This window comes from Pseudomonas sp. GOM6 (assembly GCF_029537485.1).
Classification (GTDB): domain Bacteria; phylum Pseudomonadota; class Gammaproteobacteria; order Pseudomonadales; family Pseudomonadaceae; genus Aquipseudomonas.
In genome coordinates this window covers 1-742 of sequence record NZ_JARPUS010000035.1, presented here as the reverse complement: position 1 = coordinate 742, position 742 = coordinate 1, and the positions used below count along the sequence as shown (strand labels likewise).

1 protein-coding gene is annotated in these 742 nt (G+C 61.6%); it reads right to left on the bottom strand.

Features of this window, described 5'->3' with window-relative positions; genetic code table 11:
• Positions 1-92: 92 nt before the first annotated feature.
• A partial coding sequence (locus P7A97_RS20510) for a DUF932 domain-containing protein (RefSeq protein WP_277692345.1) occupies positions 93-742 on the bottom strand: 650 nt, incomplete at its 5' end.

The following is a 742-nucleotide window of genomic DNA, read 5'->3' as shown; positions in this document are numbered from 1 at the left end:
AGTGGCTTTCATAGCGTTCACCTTGCAGAAATAGAAACGCCCGACCTGCAACGAAGCGGGTCGGGCGTTATGGGGTGGAGTAGGTAAAAAGGTCAGGCGACCAGTTGCAGGGCAGTATCCAGAGCGCGTTGCTTGATCTGGGCACCTTGGCCGAACCAGGCAGAGTCGAGGCGGTATTCCGTGCTGCGTGCCCGGCGTTCGTGATCGACGTACTCGGTCACGGCATTGAGCAAGCCCCAGGCGGTGCCGCGTGCCGAGTCCAGCTGGCTGCCGCGACCACGACCTTCGTACAGCTCCTGCACTTTGCGCAGAGCGCGTTCGTTGGGCAGTTGCTCCGGCAGTGCGCCAGTCGGGCTTGTGTCGCACATCACGTTCATAAAGAAGCCCAGTGCCTCATGCCACTGCACCTTGCGTTCAGCCAGGTGGCGCATGCGGTACATGAAGTCATCCCATTGCGAGACGGCGATACCGAGCTGCTTCTTCACCAGATCGCCATCGAAGCGTGTGCTGTGCGGCACCTTGATCGCACGGCTGGTGCCGTCCAGGGCGATGGTCAGGGTGTTGTTGCAAACTACGCGGATGGTGGTGGGCGTTGCTGTGGTGGCCAGGGTGCCGTCGCAGGAAGTGGCCAACAGCAGGTAGCCATTCACCTGGTCGTTACCTTTGATCGCTGCACCCTGGCCAGTTCGCGCCAGCGCCCAGAACTTGCGACCGCCCTTGAGCACGCCAGCGGTTTCCAGCT